Annotated in this window: 18 protein-coding genes; 9 read left to right on the plus strand and 9 right to left on the minus strand. The window is 70.5% G+C overall.

Annotated elements, in window-relative coordinates; all coding sequences use genetic code 11:
* Positions 1 to 35 precede the first annotated feature (35 nt).
* From gyrA to dnaA, 6 genes are all read right to left on the minus strand, one after another.
* A complete protein-coding gene (gene gyrA / locus TOK_RS13000; protein WP_374754896.1) occupies positions 36 to 2,543 on the minus strand; it encodes a DNA gyrase subunit A in 2,508 nt (835 codons plus the stop codon).
* 55 nt (positions 2,544 to 2,598) lie between these two features.
* A complete protein-coding gene (gene gyrB / locus TOK_RS13005; RefSeq protein ID WP_098958114.1) occupies positions 2,599 to 4,581 on the minus strand; it encodes a DNA topoisomerase (ATP-hydrolyzing) subunit B in 1,983 nt (660 codons plus the stop codon).
* A 347-nt stretch (positions 4,582 to 4,928) separates the two neighbouring features.
* Positions 4,929 to 5,537, minus strand: a complete 609-nt coding sequence (locus TOK_RS13010) for a DciA family protein (protein WP_098958139.1) — start codon at positions 5,535 to 5,537, stop codon at positions 4,929 to 4,931.
* A 142-nt stretch (positions 5,538 to 5,679) separates the two neighbouring features.
* Positions 5,680 to 6,822, minus strand: coding sequence for a DNA replication/repair protein RecF (gene recF / locus TOK_RS13015; protein WP_098958115.1), 1,143 nt, complete (start codon positions 6,820 to 6,822; stop codon positions 5,680 to 5,682).
* Positions 6,823 to 6,956: 134 nt separating this feature from the next.
* Positions 6,957 to 8,102, minus strand: a complete 1,146-nt coding sequence (dnaN, locus tag TOK_RS13020; protein ID WP_098958116.1) for a DNA polymerase III subunit beta — start codon at positions 8,100 to 8,102, stop codon at positions 6,957 to 6,959.
* A gap of 1,267 nt (positions 8,103 to 9,369) precedes the next feature.
* Positions 9,370 to 11,157: a chromosomal replication initiator protein DnaA gene (gene dnaA, locus TOK_RS13025; RefSeq protein WP_172457555.1), complete on the minus strand. Its 1,788-nt coding sequence runs from the start codon at positions 11,155 to 11,157 to the stop codon at positions 9,370 to 9,372.
* Positions 11,158 to 11,703: 546 nt separating this feature from the next.
* Between dnaA and rpmH the strand changes: the two genes are divergently transcribed.
* From rpmH to TOK_RS13065, 8 genes are all read left to right on the plus strand, one after another.
* The gene (gene rpmH / locus TOK_RS13030) at positions 11,704 to 11,847 is read left to right on the plus strand and encodes a 50S ribosomal protein L34 (protein ID WP_013678662.1); all 144 of its coding nucleotides are present in this window, start codon (positions 11,704 to 11,706) and stop codon (positions 11,845 to 11,847) included.
* 12 nt (positions 11,848 to 11,859) lie between these two features.
* Complete coding sequence (gene rnpA / locus TOK_RS13035; RefSeq protein WP_098958117.1) at positions 11,860 to 12,216, plus strand: ribonuclease P protein component; 357 nt, start codon at positions 11,860 to 11,862, stop codon at positions 12,214 to 12,216.
* 107 nt (positions 12,217 to 12,323) lie between these two features.
* Positions 12,324 to 12,626 carry a membrane protein insertion efficiency factor YidD gene (yidD, locus tag TOK_RS13040; protein WP_253258363.1) on the plus strand — a complete coding sequence of 101 codons (303 nt, stop codon included), beginning with the start codon at positions 12,324 to 12,326 and terminating at the stop codon, positions 12,624 to 12,626.
* Positions 12,620 to 13,726: a membrane protein insertase YidC gene (gene yidC, locus TOK_RS13045; RefSeq protein ID WP_098958119.1), complete on the plus strand. Its 1,107-nt coding sequence runs from the start codon at positions 12,620 to 12,622 to the stop codon at positions 13,724 to 13,726. The genes yidD and yidC overlap by 7 nt, the downstream gene beginning before the upstream one ends.
* 99 nt (positions 13,727 to 13,825) lie before the next feature.
* Positions 13,826 to 14,350, plus strand: coding sequence for a R3H domain-containing nucleic acid-binding protein (locus tag TOK_RS13050; protein ID WP_098958120.1), 525 nt, complete (start codon positions 13,826 to 13,828; stop codon positions 14,348 to 14,350).
* Positions 14,340 to 15,053 carry a 16S rRNA (guanine(527)-N(7))-methyltransferase RsmG gene (gene rsmG, locus TOK_RS13055; RefSeq protein ID WP_172457556.1) on the plus strand — a complete coding sequence of 238 codons (714 nt, stop codon included), beginning with the start codon at positions 14,340 to 14,342 and terminating at the stop codon, positions 15,051 to 15,053. Before TOK_RS13050 ends, rsmG begins: the two co-directional genes overlap by 11 nt.
* 92 nt (positions 15,054 to 15,145) lie before the next feature.
* Entirely contained in the window at positions 15,146 to 16,006 is an 861-nt protein-coding gene (locus tag TOK_RS13060) for a ParA family protein (protein ID WP_172457558.1), read from the plus strand.
* 3 nt (positions 16,007 to 16,009) lie between these two features.
* A complete protein-coding gene (locus TOK_RS13065; protein ID WP_098958122.1) occupies positions 16,010 to 16,975 on the plus strand; it encodes a ParB/RepB/Spo0J family partition protein in 966 nt (321 codons plus the stop codon).
* Positions 16,976 to 20,881: 3,906 nt separating this feature from the next.
* Here the strand turns inward: TOK_RS13065 and TOK_RS13070 are convergent.
* Together TOK_RS13070 and TOK_RS13075 are read right to left on the minus strand one after the other, a co-directional pair.
* Entirely contained in the window at positions 20,882 to 21,829 is a 948-nt protein-coding gene (locus TOK_RS13070; RefSeq protein WP_098958123.1) for a D-alanine--D-alanine ligase, read from the minus strand.
* Between the two features lie 63 nt (positions 21,830 to 21,892).
* A complete protein-coding gene (locus TOK_RS13075) occupies positions 21,893 to 23,212 on the minus strand; it encodes a PLP-dependent aminotransferase family protein (protein ID WP_253258364.1) in 1,320 nt (439 codons plus the stop codon).
* A gap of 240 nt (positions 23,213 to 23,452) precedes the next feature.
* Here TOK_RS13075 and TOK_RS13080 point away from each other — a divergent pair, with 240 nt between their 5' ends.
* Complete coding sequence (locus TOK_RS13080; protein WP_098958124.1) at positions 23,453 to 24,100, plus strand: GNAT family N-acetyltransferase; 648 nt, start codon at positions 23,453 to 23,455, stop codon at positions 24,098 to 24,100.
* 41 nt (positions 24,101 to 24,141) lie between these two features.
* Here the strand turns inward: TOK_RS13080 and TOK_RS13085 are convergent, their stop codons facing one another.
* Entirely contained in the window at positions 24,142 to 25,311 is a 1,170-nt protein-coding gene (locus TOK_RS13085) for an N-acetylmuramoyl-L-alanine amidase (RefSeq protein ID WP_098958125.1), read from the minus strand.
* Positions 25,312 to 25,341: the final 30 nt, after the last annotated feature.

Raw genomic sequence — 25,341 nt, forward strand, 5'->3', positions numbered from 1 at the left:
CGGCACGGTGACCAGCTCGATCATCGCTGCAGGGTTCAGCTCGTCGAACCGTTCAGCTCGGCGTCGTCGGCATCGTCCTCGGCGTTGCGCGCGACGGCCTGCAGGGTGGCGGTCTCGCCCAGGTTCATCAGACGGACCCCCTTCGTCTGCCGACCGGCCTTGCGAACCTCGCGGGCCGATGTCCGGATCACCCCTCCGGTCGAGGTGATCGCGTACAGCTCGTCGTCGATACCGACGATGAGTGCGCCGACCAGCGTGCCACGACGGCGGTCGTACTGGAGCGTCAGCACACCCTTCCCACCGCGCCCCTGCACCGGGTAGTCCTCGATGGGGGTCCGCTTGGCGTAGCCGCCGGCGGTGGCGACCAGGACGAACTTGTCGTCCTGGACCACGCCGATCGAGAGCAGCCGGTCGCCCTCGTTGAACCGCATGCCCAGCACACCGGACGTGGCGCGGCCCATCGGGCGCAGGGCGGCGTCGTCGGCGGTGAACCGGATCGACTGACCCTCGGCGGAGACGAGGAGCAGGTCGTCGTCGGCGGCGCAGAGCACCGCTCCGACGAGCTCGTCCTCGTCGCGCAGGTTGATGCCGATCAGGCCGCCCGACCGGTTGGAGTCGAAGTCCTCGAGGCGGGACTTCTTCACCAGGCCGCTCTTCGTCGCGAGGACGAGGTACGGCGCCGCCTGGTAGTCCTTGATCTGCATGACCTGGGCGATCTCCTCGCCGGGCTGCAGTGCGAGGAGGTTGGCCAGATGCTGGCCGCGGGCGTTGCGGTTGGCCTCGGGCAGCTCGTAGGCCTTGAGCCGGTACACGCGGCCCTTGTTGGTGAAGTACAGCAGCCAGTCGTGCGTGGAGCTCACGAAGAAGTGGGCGACGATGTCGTCCTGCTTCAGGGTGGCGCCCTGCACGCCCTTCCCACCACGCTTCTGGGCGCGGTACAGGTCGGTCTTGGTGCGCTTCGCGTAGCCGGTCCGCGTGATGGTGACGACGACGTCCTCGACGGCGATGAGGTCCTCGTTGGTGACGTCGCCGTCGTCGGGGACGAGCCGGCTGCGGCGGTCGTCGCCGTGCTTGTCGATGATCTCCTGCAGCTCGTCGCGGACGATCTGCCGCTGCCGCTCGGGGCGGGCCAGGATGTCCTGGTAGTCGGCGATCTCGAGCTCGATCTCGGCCAGCTCGTCGATGATCTTCTGCCGCTCCAGGGCCGCGAGGCGGCGGAGCTGCATGTCGAGGATGGCCTGGGCCTGGATCTCGTCGACGTCGAGGAGGTCGATGAGGCCCTGGCGGGCGACGTCGACGGTCTGCGACGCCCGGATGAGGGCGATGACCTCGTCGAGGGCGTCGAGCGCCTTGACCAGACCACGCAGGATGTGGGCCCGCTCCTCGGCCTTGCGCAGCCGGTAACGGGTCCGCCGGACGATGACCTCGATCTGGTGGCGGATGTAGTTGCGCACCACCTGGTCGAGCCGCAGCGTGCGGGGCACGCCGTCGACGATCGCCAGCATGTTCACGCCGAAGCTGGTCTGCAGCTGCGTGTGCTTGTAGAGGTTGTTCAGGACGACCTTGGCCACCGCGTCGCGCTTGAGCGTGAACACGATGCGCATACCGATGCGGTCGGACGACTCGTCGTTGATCTCCGAGATGCCCGTGAGCTTCCCGTCGCGGACCATCGTCGCGGTCGACTCGATGAGGTTGTCCGGGTTGACCTGGTAGGGCAACTCGGTGACGACGAGGATGGTGCGCCCCTTGGCGTCCTCCTCGACCTCGACGACCGAGCGCATCCGGATGGAGCCCCGGCCTGTGCGGTAGGCCGACTCGATGCCGTCACGGCCGACGATGAGGCCTGACGTCGGGAAGTCGGGGCCCGGGATGCGGGCCATGAGGGCCTCGAGGAGCTCCTCGTCGGAGGCCTCGTGGTTCTCCAGGCCCCAGATGACGCCTGCGCCGACCTCGCGCAGGTTGTGCGGCGGGATGTTGGTGGCCATTCCGACCGCGATGCCGACGGACCCGTTGATGAGCAGGTTCGGGATCCGCGACGGGAGGACGACGGGTTCCTGGGTCTTGCCGTCGTAGTTGTCGAGGAAGTCGACAGTGTCTTCCTCGATGTCCTGCAGCATCGCCATGGCCAGCGGGGTGAGCCGGCACTCGGTGTAGCGCATCGCCGCGGCGGGGTCGTTGCCGCGGGAGCCGAAGTTGCCCTGCCCGTCGATCAGCGGGTAGCGCATCGACCATGGCTGGGCCAGCCGGACCAGGGCGTCGTAGATCGCGGAGTCGCCGTGGGGGTGGTAGTTGCCCATCACCTCGCCGACGACGCGCGCACACTTGACGTAGGAGCGCTCGGGCCGGAACCCGTTCTCCCCCATCGAGTACAGGACGCGGCGGTGGACCGGCTTGAGGCCGTCCTCGACGAGCGGCAGCGCACGACCGACGATCACGCTCATCGCGTAGTCGATGTAGGAGCGCTGCATCTCCTGCTGGATGTCGACCGGCTCGATCCGGTCGCCACCACCCGCACCGCCGGTGGGCGGGAGCGTGGGGTCCAAGGTGTCTGTCACGAGTTCCTCTTATCCATACGTGCGTCTAGGACATGTGTGTGGATCACACGTCCAAGAAGCGCACGTCCTTCGCGTTGCGGGTGATGAAGGAGCGGCGGGACTCCACGTCCTCGCCCATCAGGACCGAGAACAGTTCGTCGGCGGTCGCGGCGTCGTCGAGCGTGACGCGCAGCAGCACCCGGACCGACGGGTCCATCGTGGTCTCCCACAGCTCCTTGGCGTTCATCTCGCCGAGGCCCTTGTAGCGCTGCACGCCCTCTTCCTTGGGCAGCTTCTTGCCGGCCTCGCGGCCCGCCGCGATCAGCCCGTCGCGCTCGCTGTCGGAATAGGCGAACTCCGGCTCGGCGCCGCGGCCGCCCCACTTGATCTTGTACAGCGGCGGCTGCGCGAGGAACACGTGACCGTGCTCGACGAGCGGGCGCATGAAGCGGAACAGCAGCGTGAGCAGCAGCGTGCGGATGTGCTGGCCGTCGACGTCCGCGTCGGCCATCAGCACGATCTTGTGATAGCGCAGCTTGGCCAGGTCGAACTCGTCGTGGATGCCCGTGCCGAGCGCCGTGATGATCGCCTGGACCTCGGTGTTCTTGAGGACGCGGTCGATCCGGGCCTTCTCGACGTTGATGATCTTGCCGCGGATCGGCAGGATCGCCTGGGTCATCGAGTCCCGGCCCGACTTGGCCGAGCCACCCGCCGAGTCGCCCTCGACGATGTAGACCTCGGACTTGGACGGGTCGGTCGAGCGGCAGTCGGCCAGCTTGCCGGGCAGACCACCGATGTCGCCGGCGCTCTTGCGGCGCACCAGCTCACGCGCCTTGCGCGCCGCCAGCCGGGCCTGCGCCGACTGCACCGCCTTGTTGACGATCGTGCGCGCCTCGGTGGGGTTGCGCTCGAACCAGTCGGCCAGCCACTCGTTGCTGATCCGCTGGACGAACGACTTCACCTCGGTGTTGCCGAGCTTCGTCTTGGTCTGGCCCTCGAACTGGGGCTCCTTGACCTTGACCGACACGATCGCGGCCAGTCCCTCGCGGATGTCGTCGCCCGAGAGCGCCGGGTCCTTCTCCTTGAGGAGCTTCTTGTCGCGCGCGTACTTGTTGACCGTGCTGGTCAGCGCCGCGCGGAAGCCCTCCTCGTGGGTGCCACCCTCGTGCGTGTTGATCGTGTTCGCGAACGTGTAGACCGACTCGGTGTAACCCGAGTTCCACTGCATCGCGACCTCGAGCGCGTGTCCGGGGGCCTCCCCCGTGAAGGCGACGAGCTTCTTGTGGATCGGGTCCTTCGTCTTGTTCAGGTGCGCGACGAAGTCCTCCAGCCCGTTCGGGTAGCAGAAGACGTGCTCCTTGACCTTGGCGACGTAGCCCTCCGCGTCGGGCTCCTCCGCCTCGTCGCTGTCGCCGTTGCGCTCGTCGCGCAGCACGATGGTCAGCCCCTTGTTGAGGAACGCCATCTCCTGCAGCCGGCGGCGGATCGTCTCGATGTTGTAGACCGTGGTCTCGAAGATGTCGGGGTCGGCCCAGAACGTGATCGTGGTACCGGTCCGCCGCGTCGCCGCGCCCTTGTTCAACGTGCCGGGGACCGAGCGCGTGTACTGCTGGTCCCAGTGGAAGCCGTCGGTGTCGATCTCGACGTCGAGGCGCGTGGAGAGCGCGTTCACGACGGAGACGCCGACACCGTGCAAGCCACCGGAGACCGCGTAGGAGTCGCTGTCGAACTTGCCGCCCGCGTGCAGCATCGTCAGCACCATCTCGACGGCGGGCTTCTTCTCCACCGGATGCATGCCGACCGGGATGCCACGACCGTCGTCGATGACGCGGACGCCGCCGCCGTCCAGTACCGACACCTCGACCTTGGTGGCGTACCCGGCCATGGCCTCGTCGACCGCGTTGTCCACGACCTCCCACACCAGGTGGTGCAGGCCGCGCTCACCGGTCGAGCCGATGTACATGCCGGGGCGCTTGCGGACAGCTTCCAGGCCTTCGAGGACGGTGATGGACGACGCGCTGTAGCCGTTCTTCTTCTCCGCTGCCACGGGCTGTAGGTCTCCTCGTACAAGTCCTGCCCCTCGCCCGCACTGCACGCGCGAGGTGGCCGGTTCGGTCGGGCGGATTCGGGGTCCGCCCGAAGCACCATCTCGATTCTACTGGTCCGACCCGACAGAAAGCCGCCTAGGACACCCCTGTGCGCGTCGCAGAGCGCCGAACGCGTCACAGGACGGGGGACCTCCGCTCGAACGGGGCTCCTGAAAGGCTCCCGCCCCGTCACGTCGCGCTGAACGGCGCGAGAACGCGTCAAACGGTACGTCCCCCGCCGTTCACCCTCGTTCAACGACGACACGACGAAGGGGATGCCCGAAAACGCCCTCCAGGTCCTGGCCGATCAGCCGTACGTGTCGCGCGGGCCCCGGCCACGCACGTGCCGTGGGCCGTGCCGCCAGCTCGGCGACGACGGCCCGACCACCCGGATCCGGCGCACCACCCCGTCACCCACCGCGGCGGCCAGCCGGGACAACAGCTGACGCTGCAACGTGCGCAGCTGCGTCGCCCACGCCGTCGACTCCGCCTGCAACGTCAGTTCCCCGTCGCGCAACGACACCGGCGTGCAGTGGTCGGCGATGTCCGGCCCCACCAGCTGCGGCCAGCGGCCGAGGACCGTCGCGTCGGTCAGGCGCGGCGACCAGCCCCGGTCCATCGACACCCGCGACAGCATCTTCCCGAACGGCTGCGGGTCCCGGTCGTCGGGACCCGCGCCCGACCAGCGACGCCGGTTCCCACGCGTCCCACCGGCCCGCCGCCGACGCTGGTCCCCCGACGCCGACCGCTCCGCCGCGCGCTGCGCCGACGCTTCCCGCGCGGCCCGCAACGCCTCCCGGGCGATGTCCGGGCCGCGCGGTCCGTCCGCCCCCGCACCATCGGCCGGCCGGCCACGACGAGCGGCCGGATCCGCGTTGTCCCCAGGGTTGGGGACAGAGTGGTCGTCGTCACTCACGATCGGCGGCACCTTCCCGTCGACGGGCGGTGGTTCTCAGGAACTGTCACCAGATCCACTCGAGTTATCCACAGTATCCACAACGTTGTCCACAGGAGGGCGCCCTGACCGGCGCCCACCGGACGCACCGTTTCACCGCAGGTCATGTCGATGTCACCCGCTGATCGTCCGCCGGATCGGCCGGTGTGCGCACGACCGCGCCGCCACTCACCGCGATTCGGACACCCCCGAGCTCCTCCGGGACATCCTCCGCGACCGCCGCAGTCACGACGACCTGCTCCGCCTGTGCGGCAACCGCGGCCAACGCCCGCCGCCGTCGTGCGTCCAGCTCCGCGAACACGTCGTCGAGGATCAGGACCGGCTCGACGTCGTCGCTCTGCAGCAGCCGGTAGGACCCAAGCCGCAACGCCAACGCCAACGCCCACGACTCGCCGTGGCTCGCGTACCCCTTCGCGGGGCCCGCGCCGAGATGGATCTCCAGGTCGTCGCGGTGCGGACCCACCAGGCACACCCCGCGCTCCACCTCCTGCTTGCGGACCCGGCCCAGCGCCTCCAGCAGGGCCTCCTCCAACGCCGGCCGGTCGGCCGACAACTCGCCGTCGAGACTCGACCGGTACTGCAACGCAGCGGGATCCGACGACGGCGCCACGTCCGCGAACGCCGCCACTGCCGGCGGCGCCAACCCGGCGACCAGCTCGAGCCGGCCCGCAAGCAGCTCCGCGCCGTGCCGGGCCAGATGCCCGTCCCACACGTCGAGTGTGCGCAGGTCACCGCCCGAACGCGCCGTCTTCAGCAGGGCCGACCGCTGCCGCAGCACCCGCTCGTAGTCGGCCCGCACACCCGCGTAGCGCGGGAACCGGGCCACCAGCAGGTCGTCGAGGAACCGGCGGCGCTCGCCCGGATCGCCACGCACCAGAGCCAGATCCTCGGGCGCGAACAGCACCGTCCGCAGGATGCCCAGCACGTCACGTGTGCGGGACACCGGCGACCGGTTCACCCGCGCCCGGTTGGCCTTGCCCGCCGTGATCTCCAGCTCCACCGCCAGCTCGCGGCCCTGGTTCACCACGACGCCGCGCACCACCGCCCGAGACGCCCCTCGGCGGATCAGCGGGGCGTCGGTGGCGACCCGGTGTGAGCCGAGCGTCGCGATGTAGCCGATCGCCTCGGCCAGGTTCGTCTTGCCGACGCCGTTCGACCCCACGAGGACCGTGACCCCCGGGTCGAGCTCCAGATCGGCCTGCTCCCACGAACGGAAGTCGGTGACGGCCAGCCGTCGAAGATGCACGTCGCCGATCAGCCCCGCGCCGGGCCCGCGCCGCAGCGCCGGCCATCGTCGAACCCGTCGGACTGCACCTGGGACTCCCGTCGATCGCGCGCGGAACCGGTCCAGGCTAGCGACCGGGACCGACGGTCCCGGGGTCAGCCGGGCAGGCGGACCGGCATCAGCAGGTGCAGGTAACCGCTGTCGCCCGCGGGCTTCTCGTCGCCCGAGGACGGGACCACCGGGCGCACCAGCGCCGGCCGGTTCGGCGTCGTGAACGTCAGCTGCGTGCGCTCGGTGTGCAAGGCGCCCAACGCATCCAGCAGGTACGACGGGTTGAACGCGATCGTGAGGCCCTCACCCTGCAGCATGCAGGGGATCTCCTCCTCCGCGCTGCCCACGTCGTCGCCGCCCGCGGCCAGCCGCAGCCCGTCCTCGCCGAACTCCAGCCGGATCTGCGCGACCCGGTCCGCGACCAGCGCGACCCGCTTGATCGCCTCGACCAGCACCGACACCTCGACCTCGGCCGCCGTCGTGCTCTCGGCGGGGATCAGCTGGCGGAACCGCGGGAACTCCGCGTCGAGCAGGCGCGTCGTCGCCCGCCGGCCGTTGCCGGTCAGGCCGAGCATCCCGTCGCCCGCCGACAGCGCGAGCTCGACGGTCCCCGCGCCCCCCAACGTCTTCGCGACCTCCGCCAGCGTACGCGCCGGGATCAGCACGGCCGTCGACACCGCCGCGTCCTCGGGCTCCCAGTCGAGCTCGCGGACCGCGAGCCGGAACCGGTCGGTCGCCGCGAGAGTCAGCCGCGTCCCCTCGATCTCCAGCCGCACACCGGTCAGCATCGGCAACGTGTCGTCACGCCCGGACGCCACTGCGACCTGCGCCACCGCCGACGCCAGCACGTCCGCCGCGACCGAACCCGCCCGCTGCGGCATCGCCGGCAGCTGCGGGTAGTCCTCGACCGGCATCGTCGGCAGGCTGAACCGGCTGCTACCGCAGTTGATCGTCGCCCGCGACCCGTCGACCACGAGATCGACCGGCTTCGACGGCAACGCTCGCGTGATGTCGGCGAGCAGCCGGCCCGACACCAGGACCTGACCCGGATCGCCGATCGTCGCGTCCAACTCGACCCGGGCCGAGGTCTCGTAGTCGAAACCCGACACCGTCAACGTCTCGGCACCCGGGTCCCCGCCGCCCTGGATCAGGACGCCGCCCAGGACCGGGACCGGCGGACGAGCGGGCAGGCTGCGCGCGACCCAGGCCGCGGCATCGGCCAGGACGTCGCGTTCGACCCGGAACTTCATGACGTGAGGACCTTTCACCGACGGTCACGAGACTGCGACCGGATGGCCTGGCACCCGGGGACGTGCAGCGTGCCGACCTGTCGAGCGGAGCCGATCGCAACGGACGAAGCCAGGACGCGAACAGCGACCGGGGTCGACCAGGTCGGACCGGACCACCGTAGAGCCTCCGCGGCCCAGGTGTCACGCCGGGCCGTGTGCCCTTCGGAGTGCTCTTGTGTGACGCCCTGGACGGCTCCATCCACCGCCCTTCTCTTCTTGTGTATTTCTCAAGAGAGAGATCCAGGAACAGTAATAGGGCCTGTGGATTGTGTGGATGGACGCCGTCGTCGCAGGTCGGGCGGTGCGGCGCGCTGGGGACGTCGTCATGGGACGGCCGGTGGAGAGCTGCCGCCGACGGTGGACAACCCCCCGTCCGCCCCCCGTTGTCCCGGATCCATCCCCCGCTTCGGCACGGGTTGTCCACGGATCCGGGGGCAACGATCCACGGGCCTTCGGCCGTCAATCCACAGAGTTGTCCCCAGATGTGGGTGAAAATGTGGTCATGCGCCGACGCTGCGCGACCGGTCGTCCCGGTCGCGGCGGGGGCGGGGAGGACGGCGAAACCCACTCTTGTCCCGCGAGGCACACGACAGTCAACGGAGCGTGACGACGAGGGTTGCGTCGGACACGCCTTCGCGATCTCCGCTTGCGCCGAACGTGGCCTAGCGGACGGCGAGCGGTTGAGCCGTGAGCGACACGCGGCTCTCATGGAATCCACCGGAAGGTGATTGCTGCGCCGTCCGGTCGGCCACGACGCCCTCGTCCCGCCTTCACCCACGCGTCGTTGGCGCGGGTTGGACCGGCACCGCCGACGCCGATGCGTCCGCGACCGTCCGCACCCGGTGGCTCGTGGCGCCGGCCGTCCCGCTCCTCGCCACGCGACGGCCCGCGTACGGCTCCCACCCGATCGACTCCACGAGGCGCCGGCGAGCAGGCCCTCGCCGCGGTGTTCGCTCACGTCCTGGGCGTCGAGTGCCACGACGCGAGCATCCCGGACAGCGCGCGGGATGCACCGGAGGCACCTCTCTCCCGGCGTGGGCGGCGACCGCAGATGTCGTGCGGCGACGGCCCGCCCGGGCACGGACGTTGCGGCCACGCCGTCGTCGACCGCGTGCAGCCCCGGTGCGCCCCGGGCCAGGGGCTGTGTCCTCGCCGTCCGGTCGGCTCGCAGTGTGCCGCGGTGAGGCAGGCGAAAGCGTTGTGCGCAGTGGCGTCGTGGAACAGCGGCTCAGCGGCGGGCGCGCTGCTTGATGCGCGCCGTCAGCTCCTGGACCTGCTCGAACGTCTTGCGACGCAACGAGATCTCGTTCCGGATCTTCTTGTCGGCGTGCATGACCGTCGTGTGGTCGCGGCCGCCGAAGGTCTGGCCGATGCGCGGCAGGGAGAGATCGGTCAGCTCGCGGCAGAGGTACATCGCGATCTGCCGGGCCTGCGCGAGGGCTTTCGTCTTCCCGGGCCCGCACAGCTCGTCCATCGTCACGTCGAAGAACTCCGCGGTGACGGCCATGATCGTGGGCGCCGTGATCTCCGAGGCCGCCGAGTCGCCGATGAGGTCGCGCAGCACGATCTCGGCGAGCTGGGTGTCGACGGGCTGGCGGTTCAGCGACGCGAACGCCGTCACCCGGATCAGCGCGCCCTCGAGCTCGCGGATGTTGCGCTCGATGCGGGCGGCGATGAACTCCAGGACGTCGCCGGGGACGGCAAGCCGGTCCTGCGCGGCCTTCTTGCGCAGGATCGCGATGCGCGTCTCGAGCTCGGGGGGCTGGATGTCGGTGATCAGGCCCCACTCGAATCGCGTGCGCATGCGGTCCTCGAGCGTCTCCAGGCGCTTGGGCGGCCGGTCGGAGGAGACGACGATCTGCTTGTTGGAGTTGTGGAGGGTGTTGAAGGTGTGGAAGAACTCCTCCTGCGTGCCCTCCTTGCCCTCGAGGAACTGGATGTCGTCGACCAGCAGCACGTCGACATCGCGGTAGCGGCGCTGGAAGGCGACCTTGCGGTCGTCACGAAGACTGTTGATGAAGTCGTTCGTGAACTCCTCGGTGCTGACGTAGCGCACCCGCATCCCCGGGAAGAGGCGCTGGGCGTAGTGCCCGACGGCGTGCAACAGGTGGGTCTTGCCCAGCCCGGACTCGCCCCAGATGAACAGCGGGTTGTAGGCCCGCGCCGGCGCTTCGGCGACCGCCACGGACGCCGCGTGGCTGAAGCGGTTGGACGCCCCGATGACGAACGTGTCGAACGTGTACTTCTCGTTGAGCATCGACCGTGAGCGTGCGGCGGCATCGGGGGCAGGCGCGGAGTAGGTCGGCCAGCCGTCCTGTCCTGGACGCATCTCGCCCTGTGGCCCGCCTCCGCCGATACGGCCGAGTGAACCGTTGCCGGGCCGCCGTTGGGCGAATCCGCTGTCGGAGAACCCGCCGTCGGTCTCCGCAGCGGGCTGCGACGCGGAGACGTCGATGCTGTCGACGCCGAGCATGGCGTCCTGGCCGTTGACCATGCCGCCGCTGTTGGGGCCGCCGCTGCTGAAGCCGTGGTCGCCGAGGCCGTCGCCGTCGGGGTCGTGGCCGCTGAGGCCGTTCCCGTGGGGGTTGTCGCCGTGGGGCGACGACACGTCGGCCTCGGCAGGACCGCCGACGGTTGCCGACGGGTCGGGCCGGCCGAGGGCACCGGACGCGGCGACCCGGGCGACGGCGCGCGGATCGGGCGGGTCGGGGACCTCGGTGCCACCGGACGCGGCGGACGCGTCGACGACGACGGCCAGGTTCACCTGCACGCCGAGGTGACGGCCGAGCGCATCGCTGATCGGCTTGCGCAGGATGCGCTCGATCGCGTCCTTGGCGAACTCGCTCGGTGCCGCGAGGAGCGCGGTGCCGTCGAGGAGTCCGAGCGGGCGGGTCAGCCGGAGGAACGCCCGCTGCTGTGACGAGAGCGTCGCAGCGCCGGCCTCACCGGACGAGCCGGACAGGTCTGCGATGACCCGGTTCCAGACCTTTCCCAGATCCCCTGGCTGGTCGGTCACCGGGCGTGCTCCCTCCGCAGTTCGCGTCCGTTGTGTCCCGGGGGCCGTCCCTCGCGCACGACGGGCCTCTGTCGATCGGACGCCGGGAGCCCGTCGGGTCCCGCAGTTGATCCCCAGAGTTATCCACACTTGTGCGCAGACCGTACGCAGGACTCAGCGGTGGGCGCCTTGCGGGCCCACATGGGTGTGTCGGAGCGGGTGTTCCCGATCCCCCCGGATCGAACTGTGAGGGGGGAAGGTAACAACCCACGACCCGATGCCACAAGGCGCCCTCCGACCCCTCGTCCTGACCTCGGCGTGTCGGCTTGCGCTCGGGCGTGTGAGGGGACTTCGGGGCCGGTTTGACCCCCTCTTCGGGCGCTGCGTACCCTTGAAAGAGCCGCGTCCGAGGACTGGCACGTTCCGCGTGCCGTCGATCGTTCGCGAGGTCGCGTGCCCCAACCGGCTCGTCGGCCCGTCCGAGCACCACCGCACCACCGCAGACATCGTCCAGAGCGACACGACGTCCCCTGTTCGCAGGGGCGACGTCGACCAGGAGAGCCGACAGTGAGCAAGGGCAAGCGCACCTTCCAGCCGAACAACCGCCGTCGGGCGCGCAAGCACGGTTTCCGGCTGCGTATGCGTACCCGTGCGGGCCGCGCGATCCTCGCTGCGCGTCGCAGCAAGGGACGCGACAAGCTCTCCGCCTGATCAGGCAGCGGAGTGCTGCCGGCAGGGGCCCGGCTCACCCGTCGGGACGAGTTCGCGACGACGATGCGGCGTGGTCGGCGTAGCGGCCGGTCGCATCTCGTCGTCCATCTCGACGTCGCGGGTTCCGACGCGCCCCGTGCCGGATTCGTCGTCAGCAAGGCCGTCGGCAACGCGGTGGTCCGCCACCGGGTGAGCCGACGGCTTCGTCATGTCGTGGGCCCCCGGCTGGCCGCCCTGCCTGCCGGTGCTCGGCTCGTCGTCAGGGCTCTGCCGCCCTCCGCGACGGCATCCTCGGCAGAGCTGGCCGGCGATCTCGACGGCGCTCTGCGTACCGCGCTGCGGCGCCTTTCTCCGGCAGCCGCGCGATGACCGATCCGCACAGCAGCCACGTCCACGGTGACGACGGTCCCGATGCCCCCGCGGCCGTCGGGTCGGCCCCCGGGGGAGCGGCACGACCGTCTCCCGTGGCACGCGTGATGATCGGCGCGCTCCGCTTCTACAAGCGCTGGATCTCCCCCGCGTTCCCGCCCGTGTGCCGCTTCTACCCGTCGTGCAGTGCGTACGGGATCGAGGCGCTCCAGGTCCACGGGGTGCTCCGCGGGAGTTATCTGACGGTTCGTCGGCTTCTCCGCTGCGGACCGTGGCACCCTGGCGGTCTGGACCCGGTGCCACCGCGCCGACCAGCACGCCACGACGACGACCGACGCCCGGCCGAGGACGCAGATGCCCGTCGCGGCGCCGACCACGGTGAGAACCACGAGGAGCAAGCCCGGTGCTGAACTTCATCTACTACCCGGTCTCGGCCATCCTGTGGTTCTGGCACAAGGCGTTCGGCTTCGTCTTCTCGCCCACCAGCGGCGTCGCCTGGGCGCTGTCGGTCATCTTCCTGGTCTTCACGCTCCGCGCGATCCTGTACAAGCCGTTCGTCGGCCAGGTGCGGTCGATGCGCAAGATGCAGGAGTTCCAGCCGGAGATCCAGAAGCTCCGCAAGAAGTACGCGAACGACAAGCAGAAGATGACGCAGGAGATGCAGCGCCTGCAGAGCGAGCAGGGCGTCAACCCGCTCGGCGGCTGTCTGCCGGTGCTGATCCAGGTGCCGGTGTTCATCGGTCTGTTCCACGTGCTGCGCGAGTTCAAGCCCGGCAAGACCGAGAACTACATCTTCAACGCCACCGATGTGCAGTCGTTCGTCGAGTCGGACCTGTTCGGCGCCAAGCTCGGTGCCTCGATCGTCCCCATCCAGGGCGCCCCCAGCCTCGCCGAGCTCGGCACGACCGTCGGGCAGATGCTCGTCGTCATGATCCCGTTGATGATCATGGCGGGTGTCTTCACGCACATCACGGCGCGGCACTCGGTCGCCCGGCAGACGGAGGCCCAGTCGGCCAATCCGCAGTCGGCGATCATGAACAAGCTGATGCTCTACGTCTTCCCCATCGGTGTCGTCGTCGGTGCGCCGTTCCTGCCGCTCGCGATCCTCATGTACTGGGTCGCGAACAACCTGTGGACGCTCGCGCAGCAGCGGATCGTGTACAACAAGATCGACTCCGAAGAGGCCGAGAAGAAGGAGAAGGCGACGACCACGCGGCAGGCGCTCGCGCCCAAGCCCGGTCAGAAGCCCAACCGCAACGGCACCGCGTCCGACGCGGACAGGGCCGACGCAGACCCGGCCGACGAGGCCCAGGTCGACCTGACCAAGGACACGGAGACCAACGGCGACACGCCCGCTCCCCCGGCCAGGAAGCCCGGCGCGAAGCCGGTCAAGCCGTCCTCCGGACAGCAGCGCGGGGGGTCCAACGGATCACCCAACGCGCGCAACGGACGGGCGACCAGCGGGGGTTCACGGCCCTCCGCGGCCCGCAAGGGCAAGAAGCGCCGCTGACCCGAACCTCGCGCCGGGCCCGACGGGGACCCGGCCACGGCGTCACGTGGCAGCTCCCGCTGCCGTCGTGACGTCGCACTCTCAGAAGGGAGACCCACCGTGCCGAAGACCGCCGAGGACGGTCCTGCCGAAGCCACCCCGAAGCCTGTGACGGCTGAGGAGCAGCTGATCCGTGAGGGCGACATCGCGGGTGACTACCTCGAGCGCCTGCTCGACCTGCTCGACTACGACGGTGACATCGACCTCGACGTCGAGGCCGGGCGAGCCATCGTCAGCATCGACGGCGGTGAGGACCTCGAGAAGCTCGTCGGCGACCGCGGATCCGGCCTCGAGTCCCTGCAGGAGCTCACCCGGCTCGCCGTACAGCAGGCCTCGGGCAACCGAAGCCGGCTCATGCTGGACATCGCGGGGTGGCGTCAGGGGCGTCGCGACGAGCTCACCGAGCTCGGCGAGCGCACCGCCAAGGACGTGATCGACTCCGGTCAGCCCGTCAAGCTGCGGCCCATGACGCCGTTCGAACGCAAGGTCGTCCACGACGCCGTCTCCCGGATCAAGGGCGTCAACAGCGAGAGCGAGGGCGAGGAGCCCCGTCGCCAGGTCGTCGTCTTCCCCAGTGGCGGCTGACGTCCCCGCGCCCGGCGACGCCGCGCCCGGCGCCTCCCCGCCGTCGGTGGCCGCCGAGATCTTCGGCGAACGGCTGCCGGCGGCGGTGCGCTATGCGGAGCACCTGGCGACGACGGGCGTCGAACGAGGTCTCATCGGCCCTCGTGAGACCGAGCGGCTGTGGGACCGGCACATCCTGAACTGTGCGGTCGTGAAGGAAGTACTCCCCGAAGGGGCACGTCTCGTCGACCTGGGTTCGGGAGCGGGCCTGCCCGGGATACCGTTGGCACTGGCACGTCCGGATCTGCACATCGTGCTCGTCGAACCGCTGGCCCGTCGGGTCGACTGGCTCGCCGAGGTGATCGAGGATCTGGAACTGCCGATCCACGTGCACCGCGGACGGGCCGAGGAGTCCGAGGTCCGACGGCGATGGGAGGGGGCGGACGTGGTCACCGCTCGTGCCGTCGCCCCACTCGCACGTCTCGCCGGATGGGCGTTACCGCTGCTGCGCAGAGGTGGCACGCTGGTCGCCGTCAAGGGTGCGTCCGCCGACCAGGAGGTCGCTCGTGACGCCGTCGCCGTCCGCAGGGCCGGTGGCGGTGAGCCGACGGTCGTCAGGTGCGGTGAAGGGCTCGTCGAGGTGCCGAGCACCGTCGTGCTCGTCGAACGGACCGCGGCGCCGCGCACGGGGCGTCCGGACCGGAGGAGGGAGCAGCGATCGTGACCGAAGCCGACGTTTCACGTGGAACATCGGGCGGTCCGGTGCCGAGTCCGAACTGGACGCCGATCGCGGAGGAGGCGGAACGCGCCGCCCGGATGCGGCATCCCGACCGCTACGCCATGCCGCGGCCCGCGCATCGTCGCGTGCTGACCGTCGCCAACCAGAAGGGCGGCGTCGGCAAGACCACGAGCACGGTGAACATCGCTGCGGCCCTCGCGATGCACGGTGTCCGGACCCTGGTGATCGATCTCGACCCCCAGGGCAACGCCAGCACCGCGCTCGGCGTCGAGCACCGCGCCGGGACGCCGTCGGTCTACGAGGCGCTCCTCGGCGAGATCAGCCTCACCGAGGCCGCCGCGACCAGTACTGCCTCCCCTGACCTGCTCTGTGTGCCCGCGACGATCGACCTCGCTGGTGCCGAGATCGAGCTCGTCAGCATGGTCGCGCGCGAGCAGCGGCTCAAGCAGGCCCTGAACCCCGAGGTCCTCGACGCGCTCGACGTCGACTACGTCCTGATCGACTGCCCGCCGTCGCTCGGGCTCCTCACCGTCAACGCCCTGGTCGCCGCCGAGGAGGTGCTGATCCCGATCCAGTGCGAGTACTACGCACTCGAAGGGCTCGGCCAGCTGCTCAGCAACATCGACCTCGTCCGGTCGCACCTCAACACCCGCCTGCACGTCTCCACGATCCTGCTGACGATGTACGACGGTCGCACCAAGCTCGCCGACCAGGTGACCTCCGAGGTCCGCCAGCACTTCGGCAGCGTTGCGCTGCGCACGGTGATCCCGCGCAGTGTCAAGGTCTCCGAGGCGCCCGGGTACGGCCAGACCGTCCTCGCCTACGACCCCGGCTCCCGCGGTTCGATGTCCTATGTCGACGCCGCCCGGGAGATTGCGGTCCGCGGCGCGGAGATGGGCTCACCGGGAACGGTCGGCGCAGAGACGAACGGGCGGTAGACCATGGCCGAGCGCAAGGGTGGACTGGGCCGTGGCCTCGCCGCGCTGATCCCGACCGGACCCGTGAGCGCTCCGCCCGACCCGACCGGCGACGTGCCCAGCTCGTGGAGCCGGCCACTGCCCGATGCCGGCCCCGGCGACGCCGCACCCATGATGATCGACGGCGCGACGTACCGCGAGATCGACGTCGACTCGATCGAGCCCAACCCGAAGCAGCCCCGGACCGCCTTCGACGAGGAGCACCTCGCCGAACTCGAACACTCGATCCGCGAGTTCGGGCTCCTCCAGCCGGTCGTCGTTCGCGAGGCGGCCCGAGGGCGGTACCAGCTCATCATGGGTGAGCGTCGATGGCGCGCGTCGCAGCGTGCCGGGCTCGACCGCATCCCTGCCATCGTCCGCAGCACCGGCGACGACGCCATGCTCCGCGACGCGCTCCTCGAGAACATCCATCGCGTCCAGCTCAACCCGCTGGAAGAGGCCGCCGCCTACGAGCAGCTGCTCGCTGAGTTCGGCGTCACCCACGCCGAGCTCGCCGACCGGATCGGGCGCAGTCGACCTGTCGTCACCAACATGATCAGGTTGCTCCGCCTCCCGGTCGCGGTGCAGCGCCGCGTCGCAGCCGGAGTCCTCTCCGCCGGCCACGCCCGCGCCCTCCTCGGACTCGAGGACGCAGGCCGGCAGGAAGAGCTCGCGACGCGCATCGTCGCCGAGGGCATGTCGGTCCGGGCGACCGAGGAGGCAGTCCTCCTCGCGCGTAGCGAGAAGCCGGCCCCGACCCGCCCGGCCCGTCGCAAGACGATCCAGGCGCCCGGCGCCGAACGACTCGCGGAGCGGCTCTCCGATCGTTTCGACACCCGCGTCCGCGTCGAGCTCGGACAACGGAAGGGGCGCATCGTCGTCGAGTTCGGATCCGTCGAAGACCTCGAGCGGATCGCGGAGCTGATGAACAGCCCGAAAAAGGGCAATTGACGCCGATCTTCGGGTCGTTGGAGAGCTATCCAGGGACCCTCGGTGATCGGCACGACGTTGTCTGATTATCACGTACGACGGCACCGAATGTTCGGTACCGAACGAATCGGTCCGCCGGGCACACCTCCTGAAGATCATCTTGCGACGTCACCGCGCGGTTCGGCGAGTCAGTGCCGTCCTCATGGCCGCCGGCGCGGCGGCTCCGCGGCGGAGATGCACGCCGAGTTCGGGGTGGCCCGAGCTCAGGCTGAAAGTGGAGCGCCGTCTGCACGACGGTGAGCGACAGGGGCGCGCACCACGCTGCCGGGGCTCCTGCGACCGCGCCGTTGACAGGTCCGAAGAGCAGCTGTGTCCGAGGCGACGGCGATCCGGGCGCCCCTCGTGCTGCCGGCCCGGTCACCGAATGCCGCACGATTGTGTCCCTGACGCGCAAGGGCGGCCCACCGACGACGACGACGACTCCGCCCGACCGGGAGAGGTCGAGGGTCGGCATCGTTCGCTCGTCGGTTGTGCCTTCCCTCGGCAGGCGGCAGGCACAGCGCGGCTCATCACTGTGCCGCAACGGACTCGACGAGGCCCTGCGGGCGATCGGCGCGTTGCGCGGCGACGACCAGCCGAGCCTCCGTGCCCAGTGCTTGGTGCCCAGTGCTTGGTGCCCAGTGCTTGGTGCCCGGTGCCCGGTGCCCGGTGCCCGGTGCCCGGTGCAGGATCGGGATCGGCCGGTGACCATGGCGACGACGCTGCCGTCGCTCTGCGTCCAGGACACCGCCGGTCCTGCTGATGTGTCGTCGGCCGCGTCCGCTCTCGCCGCGTACTGCAGCAGCGGCGGGGCGGGCGCAATCTCTGAGGGGCGACGCCGCTTGTCCTCCTCGCATCCCCGGGTTCCCCGGCTGTCCCAGCGACTGCCACGCCTGCCCTGTCGGATTCGGCCTCGCCGTGGCCGAGGAACGCCTGTCGCTCGTGCACGTGCCGTCTCCCTCGCCAGGCGGCCGATCGCCACCGAGATTCGATGCTGTCCCAGCGTTGTGGCGGTGTGGCGGGCTCCCGGTGATCGTCGCGAAGCGGCGTGACTCGCCGTACCGGTCCGGGAAGCACAGCGAGGACTGGGTGGAGGTCGGTGTAACGGTGCCGGCTAGCGGACACTTCTACAGGCTGCCGTCCCCGCGGACAGGGTTGCCGCATAGACCTGCTCCGGTGCGGTACCGGCAATCACAGCTCACACCCTGCTCGCCCGTTGTCCTCAGCCGCGGCAACTCGCCGATCCGGGCGGATGTGACAGTGAGTTCAGCCCCTGCGGCACCGATGAAGGTGCCCCGGCTGCGTGGCGACGGTGTCTCGTCCCGGTGATCCTGTGCCGAGAGGTGGACCCTGTCCCTGGGCTCCGGGTGAGAGCGGACCCTCGGCAGTGGGGCGTTGTCGACGATGACCTCAGGGTGGTCTCGTGGCAGCTCGCTGCGGCAGGTGGACACGGTGCGCCGTCGTCGGTGGCGCCCACCTTCGGGCCCATCCCGCGCGGGCACCTCGGCGGCGTCGGTCGGCGCTGCCAACGTCTTCTCGATCTGCCCGCCACAGCGTTGGTTCCCGCGTCCGCGGCGACATCAAGGCTATGCGACGCGAGTAGTCGGGCGTGAATCCGACGCGAGCACGGCAGGGGGCGAGTCCGTCGTGACAGCGCGAATGACCGCCCGCCGGCGCTGCCGGGCCACGAGCGGTGTCGGTGTTTCACGTGAAACCGTGGCTCGGATCGCCTCGGGTGGGATGACCACATCGAGCAAGGGGTGTCCGAGCGCTTGGGCGCCGTCTTCGTGGCGAACTCGGTCGGGCGTCTCCCTGTCGACCGCGCCGCCGGTGGCCTGGGACCGTGCGACTGCGCGAGCACATCTGGCAGAGGAGCGGGCGCCGGATGCAGCCCGGCGTGGGCTGAGATGCGTGACGGAGGACGGCGCCCGTGACTGCGCCTGCGGATGTCTCGTCGACGTCCCGAACGACGGTTCACGGCACGAGGCTGCAGATGTCCATCCCGACGCTCGTACAGTTCCGGTGTCCGGCCTCAGGGCGGCGTTTCACGGCATGCTGCGCAGGCACGACTGTCTGACGGACCGTGAGGCGCTCCCCCGGCGATGTGCTGACGGTTGCGCCGGGCGGTCTCCGGCGAGGGCTGGACCGTAGTGAGGAGGGTGTCGGGCACCCGTGGATGCTCCGTGGCGTGGCCGCCGCGTCGTGCGCGTGCGGGGGTGCTGCCGGAGTCACCTCTGAGACGGATCGTCGTGTCGGGTCCGGTGCTGGTGTTTCACGTGACACCGTCCGCGGCGCTGTCAGGGCTCAACGGGTCGCAGAGCTGCGCAGACGGCTGCTGCATCCGCACGCCTGCCGACCGACCAGTGCAGCAATCTCGCCGTCGATCCCGGTCGAACGAGTGGCCGGTCCACGGGCGACGATCGGGGCCGGGTCTGTCCGGAGATCTTCAGCTGTCCCACGGGTCGGACAGAGCGTCGTTCGATGTCCTCGTCGGCGGAGATCCGCGACGGCGCCTCGGCCGGGTAGCACAGCAGGCGGTGGACCCGACCCTGGGTGCCGCGCAGGCGGACGCGCGATCGTGCGGGACGTTTGCACCACGGCGCGCTCATGGTCGCCGCCCGCACCCGCGCGACGACGGCACGTCTGGTGCGACAGGGGTACCCGGGGTACCTCGTTGGATGCCTGCCGCGTGTTTCACGTGAAACAGGAAGGCACGAGCGCCGCCGCGCGGTCGGCAGTCTCGGGACGGACCGCGTCCGCCACTGGACTGCCCGCAGCCGGACCCCGCGGAGGCGTGGAGTCTCGCAGTGAGTTCCAGTAGTACGGCACCACCCCGGACTGTGCCCGGACCGGTGCTGCTGGACGGCTGCCGCCGGACAATGCGACGTCGACCCCTCGGACCAGGTTCACATGGCCCGGCGTACCGCTTGGGAGACTCGCCCACGGAGTCCACGGAGTCCACGAAGTCCACGGAGTCCACGGAGTCCACGGAGCCCCGGGAGCCCGCGGAGCCCAGGGTCAGCCGGCGGCGGGAAGTGCGCCGAAGCGTTGATGTTGTTGTCGCCGATGCCCCGGGTCCAGGCTTCCGCCCAGCTGAGCGGCACGTCGTCAACGCGAGGCGTCGTCGTGGCGTGGGGGCGACGGTCGCCGGCCCCGTACGCCCTCCCGCTCAATGAGCCCGCACATCGGACGGCACCGGTGCCCCGGGGGCGCACATGCGACGCCCGTCGGAGCTGCGGTCCCCGCACTCCCTCCCGCTCCGCACGATGGACCGAGCCTGCTCACCGGACGGTGCCGGTGGCGCGCGTGCGTCGTCCTCGTCACGCGGGCGGGGCGGTCGCCACGAGTCCTACAGTCGATTCACCAACCAGGGGCCACGAGCGCCACCCCGGCCTTCGCGCGAAACCCGTGGGACGGCGTCTGAGTAGGCGGAGGCCGGCCATCAACGACGCGAGTTCGCCGGACCAGCAGCGCGGCGACACGTCGAGGGGACGCGGCGGCGGTCGTCCTTCGCGACATACCCGCACACGCCGACGAGGCGAGTAGCTACGACACGAGACCGCCGCTGCACTCAGACGCACCGTGCCCGGCCGGCAGTACGGCGTCGCGACGTCCCGCGTGGCGTGACGGCAGCCGTGGCGGACTTGTGGGATTCCCGGGCGAGCGACCCCTGCTCACCGGGTTCTGTTGACGAAGTCAGGGCCCGAGCCGGCGGAGTCGGCGGTCGGCCGCTCGGTACGGGCTGTCCTCGTCCGGGATGCGACCGATCGACCCCACTCCCCCGGCGGCGGCAACCTGGCTGCGCGGGACGGTCCAGGGCACGGATGTCGGGTCGTCTCTCCGGTGCGGTCGTGGTTCCACGTGAAACACCGCGCTGCATCTACTGGATCAGGCGCGGTCGACCGCGCGCTCCACGAGGGAGGCGAAGAGGTCGCCGAGGTCCAGACCGGCGGCCGTGGCGGCGGTGGGGAGCAGGGAGGTGTCGGTGAGCCCGGGCGAGACGTTGAGCTCCAGGATCTGGACCTTCCCGTCCCGATCGACGATGGCGTCCATGCGGGAGAGGTCGCGGAGCCCGAGGAGGCGGTGGGCGGAGAGGGCGACGTCCTGGACGCGGGCGAGGAGGTCGGGGTCGAGCGGCGCCGGGCAGTGGAAGGTGGTGTTGCCGGGGGTGTAGCGGGCGGTGTAGTCGTAGACGCCGCCGAGGGGCTCGACGCCGACGGGCGGCAGGACGCGGGGATCGTCGTCGGTCTCGACGACGGAGACGGCGACCTCGGTGCCGTCGACGAAGCGCTCGGCGAGGACGGTGTCGCAGTAGGCGAGGCAGCTGACCATCGCGGCGGGCAGGTCGTCGATCGTGGTGACGACCTGTGCGCCGAGGGCGGAGCCGCCCTGGTCGGGCTTGAGCATGAGCGGGAGCCCGAGGCGTTCGACCATGGCGTCGAGGACGGCGCGGGCGCCGAGCTCGCGGAAGGTGGCATGCGGGAGGGCGACCCAGTCGGGGGTCTCGAGGCCGGCACGTCGGAGTTCGGACTTCGCGGTGGGCTTGTCCCAGACGCGGCGGCAGGCAGGCGAAGGGGTGCCGACGAAGGGGACGTCGAGAAGCTCGAGCACTGCCTGGACCGCGCCGTTCTCCCCTTCCCCGCCGTGCAGGGCGATGACGACGGCGTCGGGTCGCTCGGTGCGCAGGCGTCCGACGAGCGCGGCGTCGACGTCCCACTCGTAGACGGTCACTCCGGCGGAGCGCAGGGAGCCGGCGACGCGGCGGCCGGACCGCAGCGATACCTCCCGCTCGTGGGAGAGCCCACCGGCGAGAACCGCCACGGTCCGGTCCGTCACGTCAGCTCCTGGTCGGTCTCATGAACAAGGACGGCCCGGCCGCTCACGTTTCACGTGAAACGCTCAGGCGGTGTCCGGGGACGGTGCGTCGGGTCCGGACCGCAGGCGCAGGGTCCGCGCGGGCACGCCGAAGGTTCTCATGACGTCGAGCTCCGCGCCGAGGACACCCGCGAGCCGGCGGACGCCCTCCTCGATCCGCTCGGGCGTCGGGTAGCAGTAGGAGAGCCGGAGCTGGCGGGTGCCGAAGCCGTCGGCGTAGAAGCCGGTCCCGGAGGCGTAGGCGACGCGGGCGGTGACGGCGCGGGGCAGCATCGCCTTGGTGTCGACTCCCTCGGGCACGGTGAGCCACACGTAGAACCCGCCGTCGGGGACGTTCCAGCTGCAGTCTGGGGGAAGGTACGTCGCGAGCGCGGCAAGCATGGCGTCGCGGCGTTCACGGTAGGCCTCGGTGAAGGTCTTGACCTGGCTGCGCCAGTCCTGCGTCTGCAGGTACCGGGAGACGATCATCTGGTTGAACGTCGGCGGGCAGAGCGTGGCGGACTCGGCGGCGAGGACCAGACGGTCGCGGACGGCCGGCGGCACGAGCGCCCAGCCGACGCGCAGACCGGAGGCGAAGGTCTTGGAGAACGAGCCGAGGTACACGACGTCGCGGTCGAAGGAGCGCAGCGCGGGGTAGACGGTGCCGGAGAACCCGAGCAGGCCGTAGGGGTTGTCCTCGACGACGGCGACACGGTAGGTCGCGCAGATCTCCAGGATCTCGGTGCGCCGCTCGACGGCGAGCGTGACACCCGCGGGGTTGTGGAAGTTCGGGATCGTGTACAGGAACTTCGGTGTGACTCCTTGGCGTGCAAGGGATTCGAGCGCGTCGCGGAGGTTCTGGGGCACCAGGCCATGAGCGTCCATCGCGACGTGGACGACCCGCGCCTGGTAGGCGGCGAAGGAGCCGAGCGCCCCGACGTAGGACGGGCCCTCGGCGAGGACGACGTCGCCCGGGTCGCAGTAGATGCGCGTGACGAGGTCGAGCGCCATCTGGGAGCCAACGGTCACGACGATGTCGTTGGGGTCGGCGTCGATCCCTTCCAGCCGCATGACCTCGCAGATCTGCTCGCGCAGCGCAGGGGTGCCCTGGGCGGAGCCGTACTGCAGCGCGGTCTGCCCCTCGGCGGCGACGAGTTGGGCGATCTCGGCGGCGAGGGTGTCGAGCGGAAGGGCCGCGAGGTTGGGCATGCCACCGGCCAGCGACACGACCTCGGGCCGGCTGGCGACCGCGAACAGCGCACGGATCTCCGAGGCGGTCATGCCGGCGGTGCGCCGGGCGAAGCGTCCGGTGGGGGCTGCCGCTGCCGCTGCTGCCGCTCCGCCGAGGTCGTACGGATCGGGCACGGCGGGCGGTGGCACGGGCACCTGGGGCTCCCCTTCGGCGAGGTCAAGCGGCGCAGCGGACCGTTCGAGTGTAACCGGGACGGGGGAACGCGCTGCCCTTCGGCGAGCGGGGAGGCCCGGTCGCAGCACATTTCCTGTCCAACGGGTCTGGATCGATCTAACATCGGCGTGTCCCGGCCCTGCGCGTGGTCTCGCAGCCGGACGCTCACGCGCGATCGTCACCACCAGCCGGAGGTCGATTTGTCCTGGCACGTCGCCAGCATCACTCTGGACAATCTGGACGAACTTCCGAAGCGCTGTCGCACGTGCGTCTACTGGGAGCTGTCCGACCACCTCGGCAAGCAGGCGCGTGACTTCGGGTCGACAGAGTTCGAGAAGGAGGCCTGGGTCTCGGGCGTCCTGCTCGAGTGGGGTTCCTGCGGCAAGATCGTGCACGTCCAGGGCGCGCCCGCCGGGTACGTCATGTACGCGCCGCCGTCAGCGGTGCCCCGCGCGGCGGACATGCCCACCGGGCCGGTGAGTGCCGACGCCGTTCTGCTCACCACGATGCAGGTCCTCCCCGAGTTCTCCGGGGAAGGCTTGGGACGCATGCTCGCGCAGGCCGTCGTGAAGGACCTCACGCGCCGCGGGGTGAAGGCGGTCGAGGTGTTCGGCGACGCGCGTCCCGGAACCGAGCCCAGCTGCGTCATCCCTGCGGAGTTCCTGCGGGGCGTCGGCTTCAAGACCATCCGCCCGCACCCGCGCTGGCCGCGGCTGCGGATGGAGCTCCGTGCGGCGATGACGTGGAAGGAAGACGTCGAGGCTGCCCTTGAGCAGATCCTCGGCACCGTCACGATCCCGCTGCAGTCCGCCCCGCCGATCGAGCGTCAGGTCATCCCCGCGCGCTGACCGTGTGCCGCGGACCGCTGCGCCGCAAGGGGAGGCGTCGATCAGATCGCCGTCGCCTCGTTGCGGGCGATCTCGTGGGCGAGCACGTCGGAGAACGTGAACGTTCCCGTCGGGTGGTCGTCCTGGCCGAGCAGGTAGAGGCGCTTGACCGCGACGAGGATGCCCTCGGCGACGATGTCACGGAACTCGGCGTTGAGCAGCTTGCGCCGGTCGCCGATGTTGGTCAGGTAGCCGACCTCGACGCGGACCGTCGGCATCCTGGTGAGGCGCAACAGTTCCCAGGTGCGACCCTGGCTGCCGCAGTCGAGCATCGATGTCCGGCTCAGCAGCTCGCGCTGGATGAGCCCGGCGAGCGCCTCCCCCACTGTGGAGGTCGGGCCGGAGCCACTGCCGAAGTGGAAGGTCGCGAGGCCCTGCGCATGCATGCTGCGGTTGGCGTCGGTGTGCAGCGACAGCACGAGATCTGCGCCCGCGGTGTTGGCGAAGGCGGCCCGCTCGGCCTCGGGCGGGCACGTGTCCTCCCGGCGGGTGAGGATCGCCTCCATGCCAGTGGCCGCCATCCGGCCGACGAGGCGACGAGCGAGGTCCCACATCAGGTCGGCCTCGGCCACACCGCTGTTGACGACGCCGCGGTCCGCGCCGCCGTGGCCCGGGTCGACGATGATGCGCTTGCCGCGCATCCGGGGCCCGGCGCGGCGCAGGAGCTCCTGCTCGCGCAGCAGGCCCGGACGGCCGCCGGTGACCTTGCGGCCCAGCTGGCGCAGCGCCCGCAGCGTCTGCGGGCCGCACACGCCGTCGGAGGCCAGGCCGTAGTCGCGCTGGAAGGCCTTGAGGCCGCGCTCGGTGAGGTCGTCGAACACACCGCTGGGGCGGCCGACGTCGTAGCCCAGCTCGAGGAGCCGCTCCTGCAGGGTGACGACGTCGTCGCCACTCATGGGCGCCGACACGAGCAGGGCCAGCATCCGGTCGCCGAGCTTCCAGCCTGCCTCGCGCAGCGCGCGGTAGGTGGCGGGGCCGACGATGCCGTCGGTGATGAGCCCGCGGCGCTGCTGGAAGGCGCGCACGGCGTGCTCGACGTCGGCGTCGAAGGTGAACTCCGCGGGTGAGCCGGCAGGAGGCTCCGGCTCCCCGGAGGACAGCCCCAGACGCACGAGCATCCCCCGGATCTCGGCGACCGCCGGACCGCTGTCTCCGCGGCGGAGCAAATGCATGCACCCTCGCTCGATCGTCGTCAGTCCGCC

It is taken from the genome of Pseudonocardia sp. N23, assembly GCF_002583555.1.
In the GTDB taxonomy this organism is placed as follows: domain Bacteria; phylum Actinomycetota; class Actinomycetes; order Mycobacteriales; family Pseudonocardiaceae; genus Pseudonocardia.